13 protein-coding genes (1 of these 13 running past the window's edge) are annotated in these 14,613 nt (G+C 65.1%); 9 read left to right on the top strand and 4 right to left on the bottom strand.

The genetic code is table 11. The features are described 5' to 3' along the window. Window positions 1–135 precede the first annotated feature (135 nt). Window positions 136–2,118 carry a Fe(3+)-hydroxamate ABC transporter permease FhuB gene (gene fhuB / locus ACIGJE_RS33940; protein ID WP_483681714.1) on the bottom strand — a complete coding sequence of 661 codons (1,983 nt, stop codon included), beginning with the start codon at window positions 2,116–2,118 and terminating at the stop codon, window positions 136–138. Next, entirely contained in the window at window positions 2,105–3,031 is a 927-nt protein-coding gene (locus tag ACIGJE_RS33935; protein WP_483681712.1) for an ABC transporter substrate-binding protein, read from the bottom strand. The genes fhuB and ACIGJE_RS33935 overlap by 14 nt, the downstream gene beginning before the upstream one ends. Before the next feature lie 428 nt (window positions 3,032–3,459). Between ACIGJE_RS33935 and ACIGJE_RS33930 the strand changes: the two genes are divergently transcribed. From ACIGJE_RS33930 to ACIGJE_RS33910, 5 genes are read left to right on the top strand one after another with little or no spacing between them, the layout of a single operon-like run. After that, window positions 3,460–5,667 carry a TonB-dependent siderophore receptor gene (locus ACIGJE_RS33930; protein WP_483681764.1) on the top strand — a complete coding sequence of 736 codons (2,208 nt, stop codon included), beginning with the start codon at window positions 3,460–3,462 and terminating at the stop codon, window positions 5,665–5,667. Continuing rightward, window positions 5,661–6,548 (top strand): tonB-system energizer ExbB, encoded by an 888-nt coding sequence (gene exbB / locus ACIGJE_RS33925; RefSeq protein ID WP_376717731.1) that lies wholly within the window; start codon window positions 5,661–5,663, stop codon window positions 6,546–6,548. Before ACIGJE_RS33930 ends, exbB begins: the two co-directional genes overlap by 7 nt. 4 nt (window positions 6,549–6,552) lie before the next feature. After that, window positions 6,553–7,008: a TonB system transport protein ExbD gene (gene exbD / locus ACIGJE_RS33920; protein ID WP_311940604.1), complete on the top strand. Its 456-nt coding sequence runs from the start codon at window positions 6,553–6,555 to the stop codon at window positions 7,006–7,008. An 8-nt stretch (window positions 7,009–7,016) separates the two neighbouring features. Further along, window positions 7,017–7,913, top strand: coding sequence for an energy transducer TonB family protein (locus ACIGJE_RS33915; RefSeq protein WP_367624901.1), 897 nt, complete (start codon window positions 7,017–7,019; stop codon window positions 7,911–7,913). A gap of 14 nt (window positions 7,914–7,927) precedes the next feature. Further along, window positions 7,928–8,752, top strand: coding sequence for an ATP-binding cassette domain-containing protein (locus ACIGJE_RS33910; RefSeq protein ID WP_483681762.1), 825 nt, complete (start codon window positions 7,928–7,930; stop codon window positions 8,750–8,752). 40 nt (window positions 8,753–8,792) lie between these two features. Here the strand turns inward: ACIGJE_RS33910 and speB are convergent, their stop codons facing one another. Continuing rightward, a complete protein-coding gene (gene speB / locus ACIGJE_RS33905) occupies window positions 8,793–9,761 on the bottom strand; it encodes an agmatinase (protein WP_311940608.1) in 969 nt (322 codons plus the stop codon). Between the two features lie 51 nt (window positions 9,762–9,812). Continuing rightward, window positions 9,813–11,171 carry an MFS transporter gene (locus ACIGJE_RS33900; RefSeq protein WP_415084217.1) on the bottom strand — a complete coding sequence of 453 codons (1,359 nt, stop codon included), beginning with the start codon at window positions 11,169–11,171 and terminating at the stop codon, window positions 9,813–9,815. Between the two features lie 212 nt (window positions 11,172–11,383). Here ACIGJE_RS33900 and ACIGJE_RS33895 point away from each other — a divergent pair, with 212 nt between their 5' ends. From ACIGJE_RS33895 to ACIGJE_RS33880, 4 genes are all read left to right on the top strand, one after another. Further along, window positions 11,384–12,304 carry a LysR family transcriptional regulator gene (locus tag ACIGJE_RS33895; RefSeq protein WP_415084219.1) on the top strand — a complete coding sequence of 307 codons (921 nt, stop codon included), beginning with the start codon at window positions 11,384–11,386 and terminating at the stop codon, window positions 12,302–12,304. 210 nt (window positions 12,305–12,514) lie between these two features. Further along, window positions 12,515–12,847 (top strand): YMGG-like glycine zipper-containing protein, encoded by a 333-nt coding sequence (locus ACIGJE_RS33890; protein WP_068294316.1) that lies wholly within the window; start codon window positions 12,515–12,517, stop codon window positions 12,845–12,847. 860 nt (window positions 12,848–13,707) lie between these two features. Then, complete coding sequence (locus tag ACIGJE_RS33885) at window positions 13,708–14,046, top strand: HdeA/HdeB family chaperone (protein ID WP_068294318.1); 339 nt, start codon at window positions 13,708–13,710, stop codon at window positions 14,044–14,046. A 266-nt stretch (window positions 14,047–14,312) separates the two neighbouring features. Continuing rightward, window positions 14,313–14,613, top strand: the start of a protein-coding gene (locus ACIGJE_RS33880) for an oxidoreductase (RefSeq protein WP_415084222.1). It continues 1,769 nt past the right edge of the window; only the first 301 of its 2,070 coding nucleotides appear in the window; the start codon lies at window positions 14,313–14,315; its stop codon lies off the right edge, out of view.

Here is a 14,613-nt window from a genome sequence, read left to right as displayed (position 1 = left end):
CGAGCAATCAGGGATGCAGGGATGCAGAGGTAGCCGCCAGGGCCTTCCTCGCAACGAAAACGGATCGGAGATCTATACACGTCGCGCCGGGACGCGGCCATTGCCTCCATTCGGGCCTTCATCGTCTTCGACCCCTCAATGAGCTCGACGCCCGAGCTGCCAGATCAGGTAGGGCAGTCCGATCAGGGCGGCCACGATGCCGGTCGGCAGTTCACGGGGGGCGATCAGCGTACGCGCCAGGGCATCGGCGACGACCATGACCAGGGCGCCGATGAGGACCGAGCCGAGGATCTGCGACCAGGCGCGGCGCAGGCCGATGAGGCGCGCCATATGCGGCCCGGCAAGGCCGACGAAGGTGAGCGGGCCAGTGGCCATGACCGCGACGGATGTCAGCAGCGAGGCCATGGCCAGGATCGCCAGCCGGCTGGTCTTGACCGGCAAGCCGAGAGCCCTGGCCGTGACGGGGCCCATCGGCACGATGTCGAGCCAGCGCGTCAGTGCCAGGGCGGATGGCAGCAGCAGGGCGGCAAAGGTCGCTGTCGTCAGTACTTTGGGCCAATCGGCATAATAGGTCGATCCGGCCATCCAGGCGAGCACTTGCGGCGCACGGGGATCGCCCAATGCGAGAAAGGCGACGATGACGACGTCGAGCAGGGCCGAGAGGGCAAGGCCGGTGAGCAGGACCTGGTCGGGGGCGAAGCCGCTGCGCCGGCCCACCATCAGCACCAGGAAAAGCGCAAGAAAACCCCCGGCCGCGCCGGCCGCCGTGTGAGCAGCCAGGCCGGCCGTCTGGCCCAGGATCATCGCCAGGGCCATGCCGAAGGCAACACCGGTGCCGATGCCGAGCACCTCGGGTGCGGCCAGCGGATTTCCCGATATCCGCTGCAGCAGCAAGCCCGAAGTAGCGAGCATGGCACCGGCCAGGGCGGCAATCGAGGCGCGTGGAGCCCGCCAGGGCTCGACCAGGGCTAAGTCTGCCGGCGGGGTCAGCCACCAGCCGGCACTGCCATGGCCGATCAGCAAGGCGCTAGCCATAGCGAGGACGAGCAGTGCGGCGAGCAAAGGTAGGAGCCGGGTCCGGTCGCGCGCGCTGGTGGCCAGGGAGCGCTGCGTGGAGGGGGGCTCGCTGCGGCGCAAGCGCGGCAGAAGCCAGAGCAGAAGCGGGGCGCCCAGCAAGGCCGTGGCCGCGCCCGTGGGCAGGTCGATGATGCCGGCCGCTTCCAGCAGTCCGACGATGGCGTCGACCGCCAGCACCAGCAGGGCGCCGGTCAAGGGGGCCAATACCAGCCGGGCCGCGAAACGGCGGGCTCCCGACAGGCGTGCGATCTGCGGTGCCGCCAGCCCGACGAAACCGATCACCCCGACATGGGCGGTGACCACCGCCGTCAGCAAGGCGGCGAGGAGGAGGCCGGCGCAGCGCACCACGCCGAGCGGCACCCCCAGGGCGCGTGCATTTTCCTCGTCCAGGGCGAGCAGTTCGAAGGGGCGGGCCAAGAGTGCAGCGAGGAGGTAGAGCGCGGCGATGGACGGCGCGAGTGCCACTGGCGCCGTCCAGTCCTGCTGCGCCAGCGAGCCGCCACCCCACAGGAAGAGGGTGGCGACATATTCCTGGTTGAGAAGGCGCAGCGCGATAGTGAGTGCGCCGCAGAACAGCCCTGCCACCAAGCCGGCCAGCACCAGGGCGACGGAGGAGAAGCGATTGCGCGCCGCGCACGCCATCACGAACCCCAGGGCCAGCAGCGTGCCGGCCAGTGCGATCACGGGGCGTCCGAGCACGAGCAGCCCGGGAGCGGCGACGAGGACGATGGTCAAGGCAAGCTGGGAGCCCGCTTCCAGGCCGAGCGTGGTAGGGGAGGCCAGGGGATTGCGCAGCGTCTGTTGCAAGAGGAGACCGGCCAGACCGAGTCCTGCGCCGGCCAGGATTGCAGTGAGCGCGCGAGGCAGGGCGGAGAAATGAAAGACGAGCTGCTGCGGGTCGTCGAACCGGGGATGGAGTACCGCGCCCCACCATTGCGCGGCCGGCAATTGCGTGGTCCAGCACCAGGCGGTCAGCACGAGAGCCAGCGAGCCCAGGACGGTGTAGGCAAGCAGGGGGCTGCGTGCGTCAGAACCGGGCATTGCCACCGTCCGCTGCGCGGTTCCCACTGATGGCATCGACCAGGAGACTGGCGAAGCGCTGCGCCGCCGTCAGGTCGCCGAAGGGCCAGGTCGCGGCAAGCCGCTTCACGCGGCCCTGTTTCACTGCAGGCAGGTTGCCCCACAGGCTGTCCGTATCAGGTGCGAGCGTCACCTCGGAGGGTAAGGGGTCGACCACCACGATTTCGGCATCGGTAAAGGCGGCAAGCCTTTCCACGCCTACCAGGGCGAAGCCCCAGCCATTGGTCGGCGCATGCCAGGCATTGCCGAGGCCAAGCCGTTGCAACACCCCGCCGAACAGGCTGGAGGGCCCGTAGACACGCACGAAGCGCTTGTCGAGAAACTGGATGACGAGCAGGCGAGGCATGGCCGCACCTGCGAGGCGCTGGCGCAAGCTCGCAAACTCGGTATCGGCCCGTGTCACGACGGCCTGCGCCTGGGCCTCGCGCCCCACGACCTTGGCCAGCGCCTGGAGCTCGGTTTCGGCGTGGCGAAGGGGATCGCCCGTTCCGGAATAGACCGCCACCTCCCGGGTGGGTGCAATGCGCTGCAGCGCGGAACGCGCGGCGGCACCGAGAGGGCTGACGATGATGAGCTCCGGCTTGAGGGAGGCAACGGCTTCCAGGCTGGGCGTGTCGCGAAGGCCGACATCCCACGTGCTCTGCGACAGGGGCGGTTGGCCCACCCAGATGCGGTAGAGATCGGCGTCGCCCACGCCGACGGGATCGATACCGAGCGACCTCACCATGGCGGTTGCCGTCCAGTCCAGCACGACGAGGCGCTCGGGCGCGGCCGCAGCTTGGGCGTGCGCGACGCTCGGGACGAGCGCCAGGCACGCCAGAGCGATGGCGGCATGGCGCAAGGCTGTCGGAAGCAAGGTGGCAAGCAGTTTCACGGCGTCTCCGCGCCAGGCAGAATCTCCGGGATCGAGCCATGAGCCGATCAAGAGACCTGCAGGATTTCAGACATCTGCAGTGTTTGCGAACCGCACCCCGGAAAAAGCGAGTTCGCAAACGCTGCGTAGAGGAAGCGAAGCATGCGCCAGCCTTGACCAGGCGAAGGCGGCCATCCCTCGAAAAGATCTCGTTTACTGACAGGGCCGGCTTATGGCACCTGAAATATACGGCATGCAACAGAGAATATTCGTGCTCCTGCACAGTTTTGAATCTTTATAAATTGCACAAATCAAAACAAGTATAATTACTCACTTGTATGAGTAATTCTATTATAAGTTTGTTTACATGGTAAAGCTTGTTGGTCTAAACGTCTGCCAAATGACGCTGCAGGCTCTTGGTGCCGCGCGATATTGTTTCTCTCACTGGGATGGTAGAGGTGATGGACCGGCGGGTTGGAGTTTGCGTCAAGCTGTCCATGGGGACGGCATCGGGCCTTTTGATGCTGGCCGCGGCAACAGCCGCGTCCGCACAACAGGGGAGCAATGGCGGAACGATTGCGCTCGATCCGGTCGTCGTCAGTGGTGGGACGGGCACGAGCCCGGTGACGGGCTATGTCGCCAAGAAAACCACGGCAGGCTCCAAGACCGACACGCCGATCGAGAAGGTTCCGCAATCGGTGACCGTGATCGGCCGTGACCAGCTGGAGGCTCGGCAGCCCCAGAAGCTCGACGAAGTCTTCTACTACACGGCCGGCGTAACCGGTGCGCCCTATGGCTATGACCCCCGCACCAACTGGGTGTTCATCCGCGGCTTCGACGCCAGCCAGACCGGTATCTTCCTCGATGGCCTGCCGCTCTACCAATATGCCTTTGGCAGCTTTTATGTCGATCCCTACGCCCTCGAGCGCGTGGAGGTGCTGCGCGGCCCCTCCTCGGTGCTCTATGGCGGCGGCAATCTCGGCGGCATCCTCAATCTCGTCTCCAAGCGGCCAAGCGATGAGCCGCTGCGCCGGATCGAGGCGGGCATCAACAGCTGGGGCCAGGCCACCACGGGCTTCGACTTCGGCGGCAAGCTCGATGAAGCCGGTGTGTGGACCTATCGCCTGACGGGCCGAATTGCGGGCGGCGGTTACGAAACCGACAAGGCCAGGGGCTTCCAGGGCTTCATCGCCCCGGCCCTGACCTACACGCCCAACGATGCGACCAGCCTGACGCTGCTGGCCAACTACACCAATATGGATCTCGACCATACCGGCGGCTTCCTGCCCTATTACGGTACGGTGAAGGCGACCCGCTTCGGGCGCATTTCCCGCGATTTCTATTCCTCCGAACCCTCGGACGACCTGTATCGTCGCTCGCAGGCGATGATCGGCTATCAGTTCAAGCACGATTTCAACGATGCCTGGACCTTCCGCCAGAACGTGCGCTACGCCTATCTCGATACGCGCGAGCGCTATGCCTACCCTTATGGCTATGAGGTTCCCGGTTCCTCGACGCCGTGGGTGCCCTCTCCCGTGCCGGTGTCCGACGACAACCAGCTTCATCGCCTCGGTTTTGCGCACCACACCACGGTCAACACCTTCTCGGCCGACAACCAGCTCGAAGGGCGGTTCGACACCGGGCCTCTGGCGCATGACCTGCTGTTCGGCCTCGACTACAAATACTATGCCATCAACCAGATGCAGGGGACTTTCACGACCACCCCCCTGAGCGCCACCGATCCGGTCTATGGCACGCCGCAGGGCGGGGTGGTAACGCCCTATCTGCGCCAGAAATATACCATGCACCAGCTTGGCGCCTATCTGCAGGACCAGATCAGCTTCGCCGACAATTGGCTGCTGACCCTGAACGGGCGCTATGACCGGGTCTGGACGGACAGCACCGCCTCGGTCGGGAATGCCAATTTCAACGGGGTCGAGGGTGCCTTCAGCGGCCGCGCCGGCCTCTCCTACGCCTTCGCCAACGGCATCACGCCCTATGTTTCGGTTTCCCGCGGCTTCAACCCGGTGATCGGATCGAATTTTGCCGGCCAGCCTTTCAAGTCGGAGACCGGCGTTCAGTATGAGGCCGGCGTGAAGTATCGCCCGACCTTCTTCGATGGCCTGATCACGGCGGCTTACTACGACCTCACCAAGCAGAATGTGGTGACGCCGGACACCGAACATCTCGGCTTTAGCAACCAGCTCGGCGAGGTGCGCTCACGCGGCCTCGAAGTCGAAGTACAGGCCAACGTCACCGATGCCCTCAAGATGACGGCGGCCTTCACCGCCTCGCAGATCCGCATCAAGAAGGACACCGATTCCACCGTGGTCGGAAAGCGGCCGAACGTGGTGCCGGAAACCACTGCCTCGCTCTGGGCCGACTATACCTTCCAGGATGGGGTGCTGCAGAATCTCGGCCTGCAGGGGGGCATTCGCTACATCGGCTCGTCCTATGCCGACAACCAGAACGTCTACAAGGTGCCGGCCGCCACCCTCGTCGATCTCGGTATGCATTACAAATACAAGGCGTGGGACTTCGCCTTGAACGTGAACAATGTCTTCAACAAGCGCTACGTTGCGGGCTGTTCCGGTATCTATGGCTGCAACTACGGCGCGGGCCGCGTCGCAACCCTGAAGGCCAGCTACACATGGTAGATTTTCGCCGCAACGGGCCCCTCATGGTCCTGATTTCGCTTGCCTCGATGGTACCGGTTCGGGCCTTCGCCCAGGATGCACAGCCGGCACCGGCGCCCCCGCCGGCCGGCGATCCAGCCGCCGCCGCGGCCAGTATCCTGCCGCATGACCTGTCCCCCTGGGGCATGTTCATGCAGGCCGACGTGGTGGTGAAGGGCGTGATGATCGGTCTTGCCTTCGCCTCGCTGGTGACCTGGACGATCTGGCTGGCCAAGGGTGTCGAGCTGCTGCTCGCCAAGCGCCGGGCGCAGACGGCGGCGCGCCTGCTCGAAACTGCCGAGAGCCTGGAAGCCGCCTCCCAGGCCATCCGGTCGCGCCAGTCGGGGAAGGGAGCCGTCGCCGATCTCGTGACGGCGGCCAACCGCGAATTGCTGCGTTCGGACGATTTGCCGGCCGATGGCATCAAGGAGCGTCTGGCGATCGCGCTGGCCCGCATCGAGGCGCGTGCTGGTCGCTCCATGACGCGCGGCACCGGCCTGCTCGCAACCATCGGTGCTACCGCCCCCTTCGTTGGCCTGTTCGGCACGGTGTGGGGCATCATGAACTCCTTCATCGGTATTTCGCAGTCGCACACCACCAACCTGGCGGTGGTGGCACCCGGCATCGCCGAGGCCCTGCTCGCCACCGCGATCGGCCTCGTCGCCGCCATTCCGGCCGTGATCATCTACAATGTCTTCGCCCGCGCCATTGCCGGCTACCGGGCTCTCCTGTCGGACGCTTCCGGTGAGGTGCTGCAGCATGTCTCGCGCGATCTCGAGCGCCAGGACCGCGGCGTGGAGCGGGATGGCAACGCCGCTCCGGTCCGCACATTGGCATCCGCGCGCACGCAGACGGTAGGCTGACGGTATGGGCGTCTCCCTCAAGGATCCGCAGGACGGCGACCTGTCGGAAGTCTCCGACATCAACGTCACGCCGTTCATCGACGTCATCCTGGTGCTGCTGATCATCTTCATGGTGGCGGCGCCTCTCTCCACCGTCGATGTCGCCGTCGACCTGCCCGTCTCCAACGCCAAGGTGCAGCCGCGCCCGGACAAGCCGGTGTTCCTGACCGTGAAGAAGGATCTGACCCTGGCGCTCGGCGAAAACACCGTGCCGCGTGAGCAGCTCCAGCCCGCCATCGACCAGCTCACGGGGGCGGACCGCGAGCAGCGTGTCTTCCTGCGCGCCGATGGCGGCGTCGCCTATCGCGACATCATGGCTGTGATGAATCTCCTGCGTAACGCCGGCTATCTCAAGATCGCCCTGGTCGGTCTCGAGGATACCGGACAAGCCGTCAGCACAGGCGCCGCGCCGCAACAATGAGTGAGCAGGTGCCTTTGTCCAGGCTGGCCGGCAAGGCTGCAAGCCTGCCCAACGTCGCCTTGTGGACGGCGGCAGCGGTCGTGATGTTGTTCGTGCATGGTGCCGGTATCTGGGTTGCACGCGATTGGCATCCGGTCGGGCCGCCTCCCGCCGGAGATCCCTTGCCGGCTATTGAGTTTGATCTGGCCCCTCCGACCACTCTGCCTGAAGCGCCGCCCCAGGAAGCCTTGGCCGAGACTCAGCCTGAGCAGACGCAGGAGACGCCGACCGAGACGGTCCAGCCGGTCGAGCCCGAGCCTGTGCAACCGCAGACTCAGGAGGTCGAGCCAACGCCGGTGGAGCCTCAGCAAGTGCCGGAGCAGACGCCACCGGAGCCTGAACCTGTGCAGCCGGAAACGGTAGAGCCCGAAACGCCGCCGGAGCCTCCCCCGGAGGTGGTGCCCGACCTGCCATCAAAGGACAAGGCGGAGGTGATCCTGCCCGCGGCGCCCAAGCCACAGCCCAAGCCGAAGAAGAAGCCCGCGCCCCGCAAGGAGCCGGAGCGGCAGCGTCCCGTGGTGCAGCCCAAGCCCACCGTCGTCGCCCCTCGCCAGCAGGCGGTCCAGCCCGCGGCGCCGCGCCAGTCGGGCTCGGCAACGGGTGACGAACTCGCCGCCTGGAAGCGCGCCGTATACGCCCGAGTAAATCGGGCAGCCAACTCGATATCGGCAAGCGGAAGGGGCACGGTCCGTGTAACCTTTTCGATCAGCGCAAGCGGGCAAGTTTCATCTCCTCGCCTCGCCGGTTCGAGTGGCAATCCAAGCCTGGATACCAGCGGCGTCAATACCATCCGCCGGCTTGGCTCGGTCCCGCCCCCACCCGGCGGCCGTGCCGCAACCGTGACCATACCCATCATCTTCAAGTGATAACGCCGATGCCTATGACCGCTTCGCAAGAGAGTGCATCAGTTCCGATACCGGCTCTTGCCGATACGGATCTCTTCGCGCTCGAAGACGTCAGCTTCGCCATTCCCGGGCGCGTGCTGCTGCAGCCCCTGACGCTGTCCCTGGCACCAGGCCGGGTAATCGGGTTGGTCGGCCATAATGGCTCGGGCAAGTCGACTTTGGTCAAGATCCTGGCGCGTCAGCAGGCGCCGACCTCCGGTTCGGTGCGATTCGGCGGCACCCTGCTTGGGGACTGGGGCGAACGGGCCTTTGCCCGCCAGGTCGCCTACCTGCCCCAGCACATCCCGCCGGCCACCAGCCTGCTGTCCAAGGAACTCGTCGCACTCGGGCGCTATCCCTGGCATGGCCCGTTCGGGCGCTTCGGCAAGACCGATGCCGAAAAGGTTGCCGAGGCGATGGCGCTGGCCGACGTCGAGCCCTTCGCCGACCGGCTGGTCGATACGCTGTCGGGGGGCGAGCGTCAGCGTGTCTGGCTCTCCATGCTGATGGCGCAGGACACGCGCTGCCTCCTCCTCGACGAGCCGATTTCGGCGCTCGACATCGCTCATCAGGTCGATGTGCTGGCCCTGGTCCGGCGCCTGTCGCGTGAACGCGGCATCGGCGTCGTCGTGGTGCTGCACGACGTCAACATGGCCGCGCGCTATTGCGACGAACTGGTCGCCCTGCATGGCGGCCGCCTGATCGCCCGCGGCACCCCCGCCGAGATCATGACGCCCGCCTGCCTCAAGGCCATCTATGGCATCGAGATGGGTGTGATTCCCCATCCCGAAAGCGGGGGACCGGTCAGCTTCGTGCTATAGCGCGCCCTGCGCCGGAACCGACTGCGACTATCGTTTCCGGTCAGGCGGCAGCCCTTGCCGAGCGGGCGTCGAACACGAAGCCGAGGAAATTCAGCAGGATCTGCGCCGCCAGGATCGCGGTGCCCCCGGTGTGGTCGTAGTCGGGCGCCACCTCGACCAGGTCTATGCCGACCACCTCGTTGCGGCGCGCCAGCGCTTGCAGCATTTCCAGCACCTCGTAATAGAGGAAGCCGCCATGCGAGGGCGTGCCGGTGCCCGGGGCGATGGAGGGGCAGAAGCCGTCGATGTCGAGGGTGACGTAGACCCGCGCTCCGGCCGGGATCCGATCGATCACGCCCTTGGCCCCGAGCGCGCGCATCTGGCGCACCGACAGGATGTCCGAGCCCATGCGGCGGGCATCGTCATAACCCTCCTTGGCGGTGGAGGAGACATTGCGGATGCCGACCTGGGTGAGGCCGCTGACATAGGATTTCTCGGCGGCGCGGCGCATCGGATTGCCGTGGCCGTAGCGCACGCCGTGGCGCTCGTCGACGAAGTCGAGATGGGCGTCGATCTGGAGGATATGGATATCGCCGCGCCCCGCAAAGGCGTCGATGCAGGGAATGTTGACGGAATGGTCGCCGCCGATCACCACCGGCATCGCCCCGGCATCGAGGATGGCGGCGACTCCGGCCTCGATGTTGGCATGGCTCTTCTGGGTGTCGGTGTGCACGATGTCGGCATCGCCGATGTCGACCATCCGCACCGAAGCCGGCAGATAGGTGCGATCGTCCTCATGGTCATAGGCGCCGGCATGGCCGAAGCTGAACAGCGTGGAGGCCTCGCGCACCGCGCGGGGACCGAAGCGAGCACCGGCGCGGAACTGGGTGCCGAAGTCGAAGGGGGCGCCGAGAATGGCGACGTCGGCGTCGATGCGGCGCCAATCGGCGACATAGGGGCGCTTTGCGAAGGTGGAGATGCCGACGAAAGGCAGGTTCAGCCGTCCGGCTTCGTAGGAATGTTCACTCATTGCGGGTCCTTGCAGTTTTCAGGCGACGGGGCGAGCTGTGCCGCGCCGCTTCTAGTCGTCGTCGAGAGTGGAGCCGGCGCGGCCGGCCGTCGTCATGGCGATGGCGAGGAGGGTCACCAGCGCGGCGGCCACCAGGAACCAGGCCGGCGCGAGCTTGCTGCCGCTCGCCCCGATCAGCCAGGTGGCGATCAAGGGGGCGGTGCCGCCGAACAGGGCGTTCGCCGCGTTGAAGCTGAGGGCAAAACCCGAATAGCGCACCCGCGTGGGGAACAATTCGCACAGCAGAGTCGGCAGCGTGCCGCCATTCATGGCGAGGAGGGCGCCGAACAGCGCCCAGATCCCCAGGATCGCCAGGAAGCCGCCGGAACCGAGGCCGGTGAAGCTGACGGACGAGAGTACGACGAACAGCGGCACGGTGAGCGCGGCGAACAGCAGCGAGCAGGCGATCAGCACGGCCTTGCGGCCGAGCCGGTCCGACAGCATGCCCATCACGAAGATCGAAGCGAGATAGACCGTGAGGGTGATGGTCGAGCCGAGGAAGGCGGCGGTTTCGCTGATGCCGAGCTCGGTGGCCAGATAGGTCGGCATGTAGCTGAGCACGAGATAGAAGCCGACGGCGTTGAGCAGCGTGCCGCCGAAGGCGATCAGCACCTGGCGGCGGTGCTTGCCGAGAAGTTCGAGCACCGGCGCCGGCGGCACGTGATGGGCGGCCTCCAGGGACTTGAAGTGGCGCGTCTCCTCGAGCCGGCGGCGGATGAAGACGCCGACATAGCCGAAGGGTAGCGCGAACAGGAAGGGCAGGCGCCAGCCCCATGCCTGCAGCTGATCGGTGGTCAGCAGCGCATGCAGCAGAGCGACGAAGAGGGAGGCGGCGAGCAGGCCCGCGGCCTCGCCGGCCGGCACCAGGCAGGTATAGATGCCGCGCCTGCGGTCGGGCGCGTGCTCAGCGAGGAAGGAGGCGGCGCCGGCATATTCGCCCGAGGCGGCAAAGCCCTGCACGAGGCGGGTCAGCAGGAGCAGCACCGGCGCGGCCAGCCCGGCCGTCTGGTAGGATGGCAGGAAGGCGATGACGAAGGTGGCTGACGACATGATGAAGATCGACAGCGTCAGGGTCGATTTGCGGCCGAACCTGTCACCGAAATGGCCCCAGATCACCCCGCCGATCGGACGGACGATGAAGGACAGGGCGAAGACGCCATAGGTGGCCATCAGGGCGCTGCGCGTGTCGGTGGCCGGGAAGAACACCACGGCGATCACCGTCGCCAGAAAGCCATAGACGGCATAGTCGAACCATTCGACGAAGGTGCCGATGAAGCTGGCAAAGGCAGCCCGGCGCAGGACGGGGCTCGTGGCGGCATCGCCACCGGCTCGGAGCCGAGATGGCGTGGTCGCGGCGTGTGGGTGGCTCATGGAAAACGTCCCCTCTTGGATGAAGCTGGATCATCAAGGCGTCGTCCGGCCGGGATGGTGGAGGTGCCTTCTATGGGCATGGGGCAGCCGGGCGATTGGTTGGGGATGATGCCGCAAATGAATGCATTCATAATTCGGAACTTTTCAATTCTTACATCGGGAATTTTGATGTAACGGGAAACTGTCGAAACCTGTCTGTCCCGGGGACCGTCATGCGGATCAGCGACTACATGGTGCGGAACCTGCGCACCTTCTGCGCGGTGGTGGAGCATGGCGGCTTTGGCGGGGCACAGGCCGTTCTGGGCGCGGGCCAGTCCGTGATCTCGACCCATCTCAAGGATCTCGAGCTTGCCGTGGGTTTCACGCTTTGCCAGCGCGGACGTGGGGGATTCTCACTGACCCCGAAGGGTGAGGCGGTCTATCATGAAGCCAAGCGCATGCTGGGCTCGCTCGAGACCTGCGAGGCCAATCTCGGCGTCCTGCGCAGGATTCTCACCGGTCATTTGCGGGTGGGCATCGTCGACAGCGAGGCGGACAACCCCGATTTGCCCGTGCATCGGGCGGTGCAACGCTTTTTCGAACGCGAGCAGCAGGTCCGCCTCAGCCTGGAGGTCGGCACGCCCGAAGCGCTGGGCAAGGGGCTGCAGACCGGAGACATCCATGTCGCCATCGGCCCGTTCCCGAACCGCCAGGCCAATATCGACTATGCGCCTGTCTATGTGGAGGAGCATGCCCTCTATTGCGGGCAGGCCCATCCGCTCTTTGCCGGCGCTACGGCGCAGATCACGCCGGCGGTGATTGCCCGCCATCCCATGACGGTCCGCCCCTATCTGCATCGCGCCGAACTCGCCGCACTACAGGATCCCCTGATCACGGCCTCGGTCTCGAATATGGAAGCGCAGGCCGTGCTGATCCGCAGCGGCTGTTTCCTCGGTTTCCTGCCCGTTCATTTCGCGAGCAAATGGGTCGAACGCGGTGAGATGCGAAGGCTCGACGGACCCGGCCTGGTGTGGCGGTCGCAATTTTATATCGCCTTGCGGGTTCAGCCCGAACCGACAGAAGTGGCCCGCCAGTTCACGCGCGATCTCGCGGCGACTTTGGCACTCCCTGGGTTGGGAGAGCGGCTTGGATAATGTCTTTCTATCAAATAGATGGCGACCTTAGCAGTCGATCAGCCCCCTTGGAAAGTTGAACCATTTTGCATCGATCGAATTACCTCAATTCAAATTGAAAGGAGGGTCTGGCAATCGCCAGGCATGGTTAAAATAAACCGATGAAATACGCTCGCCACGATTGCGACCGAATCATTACTTAGCGGTAATCTGGCAAACGGAGACCGATCTATGAAAAAAATTCTGATCACGGTTTTGGCGGGCGCCGTCGCTATGTCGGTAGCGGGGTGTGCGTCGGACAATCCCGGGGACCGGGCGGTCGGTGGCGGCGTGCTTGGCGGCGTGGCCGGTGCCGCCATTGGCGCCGGTGTCTCGAAGAACAAGGGGCGCGGTGCCCTCATCGGCGGTGCCATCGGTGCGGCCGGCGGGGCCGCCGTGGGTGCGGCCACCACCCCGAGCCGCGAACCCGAGCCGGGTTACGATGGCTATGGCGGCGGCCCGCGCCAATGCGCCCAGGTGGGCTATGATTCCTATGGCAACCGGGTTTGCACGGCCTATTACTGAGAAAGCCTGCGAACGGGATGGGCCGTTTCCATCCGCGAGACGGCGACCGGCCTTTTTGGCCGGCTCGCCGTCCGGTCCGCTCCCGGGGTCTGGTTTCTTGCGATGAAATCACCCCAGAGGCCGGGCACTCCCGCACGGCAAATGACGTCCTGCCTGTTTGATTTCGGCCCGTCGGCCCGCCCGGACAGGTCGCCAAATACGGCCTCGGCCGGCTTTCTTGCCAGCCGGACCCATGTTTTCGCCTAAATCCGGCTTCACATCATTGGCAGCAGAATGGCGGGAACCTGCGGAGCATTTCCCGATGATCATCGGCACCAATCAGTACAGGGCCAAGACTTGACAGGGCCAAGACTTGCTTGGTCATCGGAAAGCCGAAAAGGCCCTTTAGCGCATAGATACGATCGTCGATAAGCGTTGGTCCGATCATGATCGAGGGGCCGCCGCATCAGTTGCAGAAGGAACAGGGCCGCTTCGGGAATTGAAGCGGGTATGGTGGTGGATGAAGGATGGATGGGTGCCTGGTGCACAAGGTGAGCAAGGGAATGGCAGCCCCGCAGAGAGGGGAAGCCTTTCCGTCAAGGCGCGATCTTGGTTTGGCGGGCAGACATTCAATTGGGTGCGCAGGCAAGAGATTTTCTTTGCGCTGCGTCGGGATCACGAACGGGGCAGTTCGTTCGGGATGGTTGACAGTCTGAGGGCTGTTCGCCGACAACTGCGAATGAAACTTGCCGTTTTGCGAAAGTCTCGGTTCGCGGTGGCAACTCAGGCGGACGGGCACCAGCATTTGACCGCCTTGCTCCAGGCCCGGCTGGAAAAGGATTGCACCATGTCCGCCAACACGAATCGACCGGGCTGACGGCATGCGGGGTGTCATCGGAGCGATCGTCCTGTCTGCCATGGTCCATTCCGGCGCGGCGCTGGCTCAGGAAGTAAGGCGCTCGGCCGTCGGCTATATGGACGTGACCTGTGACAGGTGGACGGCAAGCGCCAATTCGACCCAGGGCACGGCCTATGCAGCCTGGGTTGCCGGCTTCCTCAGCGGGGCAAATCTTGCTGAGCGGGCGGAGGATTGGCTGATCGACGAGGATGGCACCTCGATTCGCCGCTGGATCAGCGAATACTGCAAGGCCCATCCTGTCGAGACGCTCGGAGCCGCGGCGGTGATGCTGCGCCAGGCGCTTCAGCAGCGTGCGCGGTGATGTGCAAGCGAGGCAGCGCGCCTGCTTCAGCCCAGCTGATCCATTGCATCGGAAAACTCTAATTTGCCGTCGCCGCGGGCTCCCCGAAATTGGTGGTGATGCTCCAGGGCAAGCGCGTTCACGATCGAGCGGCTGCCTGCTCTAACGCTCTGGTTCGATGCGTCATCGTGATTTGAAGCAATTCGTTCAGATCACGCTGCGCTTTGGGAGGCATCGGGACGCCTCGCATCTGCCCGGCGGTGCGATCGTCGAACCCGGGGAATTTCATGCGCCATCCACGCTACGACATTCTGTTCGAGCCGATGAAGATCGGCCCGGTGACGGCCAAGAACCGGTTCTACCAGGTGCCCCATTGCAATGGTGGTGGCTATCGCGACCCCTCCGCCGCCGCCGAGATGCGGCGGATCAAGTCGGAAGGCGGCTGGGGCGTCGTCTTCACCGAGCAGACCGAGATGCATCACACCTCGGAAATCACCCCCTTCATCGAATTGCGTTTGTGGGACGATGCCGATATCCCCGCCTTGGCCAGGATGGCCGACGCCATGCATGAGCATGGCGCCCTTGCCG

Source organism: Labrys sp. E2SS-1L (genome assembly GCF_057073705.1).
This window is presented reverse-complemented; position numbering and strand designations above follow the sequence as displayed.